The following is a 6,399-nucleotide window of genomic DNA, read 5'->3' on the forward strand; positions in this document are numbered from 1 at the left end:
ACCTGCGCGAGATAGGTCTCGCTCCCGGTCTTGCGAATTTCGATGGTAATCGCGCCCTCGCCATTGACGGCGCCGCCGATCACCTCTTCGCCTTCTCTGCGCTCGACCGGTTTTGATTCTCCGGTCAGCATGGATTCGTCGAGGCTGGTGCGCCCCTCCATGATCACGCCATCAGTCGGCACCTTGGCGCCCGGGCGAACGAGGACCCGATCGCCAGCGACCAGGTCCGTGACCGGCACCTCCTCGGTGCTTCCGTCCTCCTTCAGTCGGTCCGCCGTGGCGGGCATGAGTTTCACAAGGGCCTCAAGAGCGGCCGAGGCGCCCATGACCGAACGCATCTCGATCCAGTGCCCGAGAAGCATGACATCAATGAGCGTGGCGAGTTCCCAGAAGAACGGCTCGCCCGCAAGACCGAAGACCGTGGCGCTCGAGTAGATGTAAGCCACGCTGATCGCCATGGAGATCAGCGTCATCATCCCGGTTTGGCGTTTCGTCACTTCCCCGAGGAAGCCCTTCAGAAAGGGCCAACCGCCGTAGAAGAACACGAACGACGACAACGCGAAGAGGACGAGCGGCGACCCGGAGAATCGCAGGGCTTCGCCAAGCCCGAGAAAGTCCTGGATCATCGGCGACAGCAGGAGGATCGGGACGGTGAGGACCAGAGAGACCCAAAACCGCAGCTTGAAGTCGGCAATCATCGCTCCGTGGTCGTGTCCTCCTTCGCCGTGTCCGGCGTGCTGCTGTCGCACGGTGGCGCGAGCGTGCTTGCCGCCTGCGTGATGTTCGTGATGCTTCATCTTGCTCACTCGCCCTTCCTTACAGATATGTGCCGGTGTCCCTCGCCAGACATTGTTTGCGGAGTGATCTCGCGGATCGCGCCGGCAATCAGCGGCGCGACCCCGATGCAGTTCGTCGGATGCGGTACCGTGTCGGTGGTCACCACGCGCAGGGCACCCGACGACGAGAGATCCTCGAGGGCGTTCCCGGCGAAGATACCATGAATGATCAGACAGATCGGTCGGCCGGCACCCGCCGCCAATAGCCTCTCTGTGGCGCGGATCATTGTGCGCCCCGACGACGCGATGTCATCAAGAATGACGGGCGTGCCGTGACGCAGGGCAGCGCTCTCGGGCACACTGATGTCGACTTCCCGATCACCCGTCCGGAGCTTCTTCAGTACCTCGTAGGGTCGGTCCGCCAGTCGTGCGACCTCGCCGACCCATTGCCGGCTCTCGCTGTCGGGGCCGAGCAGCGCTCCATCCGGAACGTTGTCACGAATCCATTCCGCCAGCAGCGGCGCAGTAGCGACACGTCTCGCAGGAATTCCGAACATGTCTCCCAGCCTCGAGATGCGGTGGAGATGTGGATCGACCGTCACGAGCCAGTCGAAACTCTCGCTCAGGAAGTCTGAAAACAGGACGGCGCTGACGGATTGCCCAGGGTGAAACCGGCGGTCCTGCCGCATGTAGCCGAGATACGGCGCGACAAGCCCGACGCGTCTCGCACCGAGCTCCCGTGCCGTGGCGGCGGCGAAGCGCAGCGGCAGGGCCAGCCGGTCGGGATCCCGCAGCGTCGCAACAATGGCGACATCCTCGCCCGATAGCCCGTTCGGGATCGTCACCAGGCTTTCGCCATCGGGAAAGTGGTGCCAATCCAGGGGCCGAGAGACAGCGCCAAGGTGCGCCGCGATCTCGTCTGCGAGGGGTGTCATTTCCGAGAATGGGATCAGGATCATTCCGGCTCCTCCGCAATCGCGAACACATCCGCATGGCGTTCGGCATAGCCTCGCGCCCATTCCGCCTCTCCCGGGGTGGCGGCGTGGATCTCGTAAAGTGGCTGCCCCCTGGAAACGCGGTCGCCCGGTCTGGCCCCCAACCGGACGCCGGCCACCTTCTGTCCAGGCGCACCAGCCAGCTTTGCGATCCGCGCAATCACCCGGTTGTCGATGGCGGAAATCACCCCATCGGACAGGGCAGGAATTTCCACCCGATGCGGGGCAAGCTGGGGCTCGGTAAAGCCACCCTGTGCTGCGCAGATCGAAAGGAACTTCGCTTCCGCTTCGCCGCTGTCGAGCAGTGCTTCAGCCCTCGCGCGCCCAGCCTGACACAAGCCCTGAGGTGCAAGATCGAGCAGCTTTCCGGCAAGATCCAGCGCCCTTTCGCGCAGGTCCTTCGGAGCACCGGCCGTGCGTCGCAGCACCGCCAGCACGTCCGCCGCTTCGAGTGCCGGTCCGATGCCGCGTCCGACCGGAGCGGAGCCATCACTCAGGTGCAACGCCAGCCGAAGGCCGATGGCCTCGCCCACGTAAAGAAAGCGCGCCATCAGTGCCTCGGCGTCCTCCGCCGAACGGACCTTGGCGGTGGCGCCGACCGGCATGTCTACCAGAACATGGGTGGATCCGGCGGCCGCCTTCTTGGACAGGACGCTGGCCACCAACTGCCCGGTCGAGTCGAAGTCGAGCGGGCGTTCGATCCGAATGAAATGGTCGTCCGCCGGGCTGAGATTCAGCGCCCCGCCCCAGATCACACAGCCGCCTTCGGCCTCCACCACGCGGCGGAGCGCCCGTTCGTCCAGCGTAACGGGCGCCAGAACTTCCATTGTGTCCGCTGTGCCCGCTGGCGATGTGATGGCGCGACTCGATGTCTTGGGGATCATCTGACCGGCGGCCGCGACGATCGCGACAACAAGCGGCGTCGTCCGGTTGCCCGGAAGCCCACCGACGCAGTGCTTGTCGAGAACGGTTCGGCCGCCCCAGTCGAGCGTCTCGCCCGCCGCCTGCATCGTCCGCGTCAGCGCCACCGTCTCGGCATCGTCGAGTCGCTCGCCCGCGCATGCAGTGATGAAAGCGGCGAGGTCTATATCGGTCAGACGGTGATCCAGCGTGTCGCGGATGATCGATGCAAAATCCTGCTCGGTCAGCCGTTCGCCGTATGCCTTGGCCCGAAGCCGCGAGCTGGAGGTGGCCGGTTCCGGATGCGAAAGGCGGGCAATGTCGCCACGCTTTGCTCCGATCGCGGACCAGGCTGAGGCGGACAAAGCCGCTTCGTCCACCGCCAGCCACTCGCCGCGCGCCACCACGTTCAGCGTGGCGATGACCCATTGGTCACGCAGGTCGATGCGGACCCTCGTCTGGGCGGCAAAACCTTCAGCACGGCAGATGTGGCAGTCCTCGTGCATGTAGATGACGGGCTGGCGGTAAGTGTCGATGCCGGCTGGTATGAGGGCAAGCGTGTCGGTCATCTGGGACGATCCAGATGCACCGTCTCGAGATGATCCGGGACGCGGACTGCCCAGCCGAGCTCATGCGCCACACGCTGGCGCAGCGTGTCGGCCGTCGTCGGCTCACCGTGGGTAAGGTAGGTCATGCGCGGCGCGCGGCCCGCTGCCATCCACTGTAGGATCTCGTTGGCGTCGGCGTGGCCCGAAAAGCTCTGGAGCTGGACGACCTCAGCTTCGATTGGAAATTCGCGCCCGAACATGCGCAGGCTGCGGGCTCCGTCGCTCAGTGCTGCGCCCCGCGTCCCGCCGGCCTGGAACCCCGACAGCAGGATCGTGTTCCGCCGGTCTCCCCCGAAGCTTGCAAGGTGATGCAGGATGCGGCCGCCTGTGAGCATACCGCTCGCCGAGACGATGATCATCGGACCTTGCCGAGTGTTCAGTTCCTTGGACTGGTGGACCGAGTTGACGCGCTCGGCAATGCGAAACATTGCCATGCAATCCTCTCGGCTGATGTGGTGTTCTTCGTGATGGCGGTGGTAGATCGCCGTCGCGTCGATCGCCATCGGGCTGTTGAGATAAACCGGCACCCTCGGGATCTCGCCTCGCGCCATGAGGCGGGCAACGTGATACATCAGCCCCTGCGCACGGCCGACCGCGAAGGCCGGAATAAGGACTGTCCCGCCCCGGGCGAAGGTGCGCGTGAGCACTGGCGCAAGTTCCGCCTCGGGGTCGATGTCGGGATGGCGCCGGTTGCCGTAGGTCGACTCGCAGACAAGCACGTCAGCGCCTTCGAATGGGGCAGGCGGTCGCATCAAGGGATCGGGATCGTGGCCGAGATCGCCGCTGAAATGGACAGTCGAGCCGCCGACCTCGAGCCGGATCTGCGCCGCTCCGAGAAGGTGTCCAGCGGGAACGAAGGTGGCAGCGATGCCGTCGCCCAAATCGATCCGTCGGCGGAACTCAACGGTATCAAACCGCTTCAGCGCCTTCTCTGCATCATTCAGCGTGTAGAGCGGGATCGGGTTCCGGTGCTTCGAGAAGCCCTTGCGCGCCGCATAGCGCGCCTCTTCCTCCTGCAGATGACCGCTGTCCGGCAGGATGAGTCCGCAGAGTTCGGCCGTCGCTTCGGTGCACAGCACTCGCCCGGCGAAGCCCGCGCGGATCAGGGCCGGAAGATAGCCCGAATGGTCGAGATGGGCATGGGTCAGAAGCACTGTGTCAATGGCGGAGGGCCGCGCCGGGAATGGCTTCCGGTTGCGGTCACGCAGCGTCTTGAAACCCTGAAAGAGACCGCAATCGACAAGAATGCGGCGCGAACCGGCCTCCACAAGGTAGCGGGACCCGGTGACGGTTCCCGCTGCACCAAGGAAGCGCAGGCTGGCGCGGGCATAGCGCGTCATGCCGGCCTCCGGCGTGCTGCGAATGCGATGCCGATGACGGTCGGCACGAAGTGGCCCGCGACCTTGTCGGCGTATTTCTGGATCGGCGCGCGGGACCGCTGCGCGTTGGCCACCATCTCGACGATCTGCGACAGCATCGTGTCCGCGCCGACGCGGGTGGCCTCCATCACCAGACTACCCGTGCCGTTGATCGTGGCACCGGTGACCGGAGCGCCCGGCGTCTTCTCGACCGGCACCGGATCACCGCTGATCATGCTTTCATCGACCGAGGAGCGGCCTTCGACCACGGTGCCGTCGACCGGGACCTTCTCGCCCGGGCGCACGCGCAGCCGGTCGCCGACCTGCACGTCCTCGAGCGGGACCTCCTCCTCGCTGCCGTCGGCGCGGATGCGGCGGGCGGACTTGGCCGCCATGTCGAGCAGCGCGCGGATCGCCTTGCCGGTGCCCTCGCGGGCGCGCAACTCCATCACCTGTCCCAGGAGGACGAGGGTGACGATCACGGCCGCGGCCTCGAAGTACACCCCGACGTGACCTTCGGCGTCACGGAATCCCGCCGGGAAAATCCCCGGCGCGAGCACGGCGACGACGCTGAACAGCCAGGCGGCCATGACGCCCATGCCTATCAGGCTGAACATGTTGAGGTTCATCGTCCGGAACGAATTCCAGCCGCGCACCAGGAAGGGCCAGCCGGACCAGAGCACGACGGGCGTGCCGAGGATCAGCTCGATCCAGAGCGTCGTCCGCTCGCCGAAGATCTCCCGCACCCCGCCGAGGCCGACGAACGGCCCCATGGTGAGGACGAGCAGCGGGACCGTGAGGATGGCGCCCACCCAGAACCGCCGGGTAAAGTCCACGAGTTCCGGGTTCGGCCCTTCCTCGGCCATGGCCGCCGATTCCAGTTCCAGGCCCATGCCGCAGATCGGGCAGGACCCCGGCTTCGTCTGCCGCACCTCCGGGTGCATCGCGCAGGTATAGACGGCGCCGGACCAGTCCGCCGGGACGCTGTCGTACTGTCCAGCCGCCGCGCCTGCGGCGTGGGCATGCCCGTGATGATGCTCGGCCGGATCGGCCGCCTCGCCTTCGGGGACGAGATGCATGCCGCATTTTGGGCAATCCTCCGGATCGGTGCGCCGCACCTCGGGGTGCATCGGACAGGTGTAGACGGTGCCGTGATAGCCGCTCGGAACCGTGTCTTCGGCTGCGTCTCGCATGTTCTGGGCCTTCTGATGTGCGCGGCTCATTGGCCGATCCTCTTCCAGGCACGAGTCATCGTGCAGGCCTCCCGCGCGGGAAGGTCAAAGGGGATCAGGCCCTTCAAAGGTGCGGCGCGTTTCGTGGGGGCACGGCTGCGGGGCCGCAGTTCCAAGACGAGCTTTTGCGTTCCGAAGGTGATCTGCAGCACCGCTCCCGCATCGGCGCGGGCCTCGGGCCGGCACGGGAACAAGAGCAAAGCCCCGCCCTCTTGGCGTGTCGCTCCGCTGGAGACCTTTTCGACAGACTCGTCCATCACCCGCCTTCTGCTCGGATACGAACTCCTTCATAGGGCCTCCGCCTGCGGAGGGATTTGATCTGAATCAGGCAGAAACATCCGCCGGACAGAAAACGCCGCATCAGCGTCGACTTGCGTCGCGGCGTCCTGAGTTGCCGCCTCTTGCCTCTCAGGCCTCGTGCTGGTGCGGGCGCGCGCCGGCGCGTCGCAGGAATGCCCTCTCGAACGCAAACACGGCTGCCATGCCTCCCACCGCGATCCAGACGATCAGCGGATCGCTCTGCCACTTCA

General features: G+C 65.8%; 5 protein-coding genes and 1 pseudogene. All 6 read right to left on the reverse strand.

The window, feature by feature from the left end:
* The coding region (locus BM162_RS21905) for a P-type ATPase actuator domain-containing protein (protein WP_439332845.1) at nucleotides 1-797 on the reverse strand (797 nt) is incomplete at its 3' end.
* Nucleotides 798-802: 5 nt separating this feature from the next.
* The gene (locus BM162_RS21910; protein WP_093425961.1) at nucleotides 803-1,735 is read right to left on the reverse strand and encodes a ribose-phosphate diphosphokinase; all 933 of its coding nucleotides are present in this window, start codon (nucleotides 1,733-1,735) and stop codon (nucleotides 803-805) included.
* On the reverse strand, nucleotides 1,732-3,240 hold the full coding sequence (locus tag BM162_RS21915; protein WP_093425963.1) for a thymidine phosphorylase family protein: 1,509 nt from the start codon (nucleotides 3,238-3,240) through the stop codon (nucleotides 1,732-1,734). Before BM162_RS21915 ends, BM162_RS21910 begins: the two co-directional genes overlap by 4 nt.
* Nucleotides 3,237-4,619: an MBL fold metallo-hydrolase gene (locus BM162_RS21920; protein WP_093425964.1), complete on the reverse strand. Its 1,383-nt coding sequence runs from the start codon at nucleotides 4,617-4,619 to the stop codon at nucleotides 3,237-3,239. Before BM162_RS21920 ends, BM162_RS21915 begins: the two co-directional genes overlap by 4 nt.
* A 23-nt stretch (nucleotides 4,620-4,642) precedes the next feature.
* Nucleotides 4,643-5,830 (reverse strand): annotated as a pseudogene (locus tag BM162_RS21925) (HAD-IC family P-type ATPase); the annotation flags it as partial.
* 26 nt (nucleotides 5,831-5,856) lie between these two features.
* Complete coding sequence (locus BM162_RS21930) at nucleotides 5,857-6,126, reverse strand: hypothetical protein (protein WP_093425966.1); 270 nt, start codon at nucleotides 6,124-6,126, stop codon at nucleotides 5,857-5,859.
* Nucleotides 6,127-6,399: the final 273 nt, after the last annotated feature.

This window comes from Tranquillimonas alkanivorans (assembly GCF_900115595.1).
GTDB lineage: Bacteria > Pseudomonadota > Alphaproteobacteria > Rhodobacterales > Rhodobacteraceae > Tranquillimonas > Tranquillimonas alkanivorans.

Coding starts and splice junctions, on each gene's coding strand:
- BM162_RS21910 (WP_093425961.1), bottom strand. CDS start 1,735: ATGATCCTGATCCCATTCTCGGAAATGACACCCCTCGCAGACGAGATC.
- BM162_RS21915 (WP_093425963.1), bottom strand. CDS start 3,240: ATGACCGACACGCTTGCCCTCATACCAGCCGGCATCGACACTTACCGC.
- BM162_RS21920 (WP_093425964.1), bottom strand. CDS start 4,619: ATGACGCGCTATGCCCGCGCCAGCCTGCGCTTCCTTGGTGCAGCGGGA.
- BM162_RS21930 (WP_093425966.1), bottom strand. CDS start 6,126: ATGGACGAGTCTGTCGAAAAGGTCTCCAGCGGAGCGACACGCCAAGAG.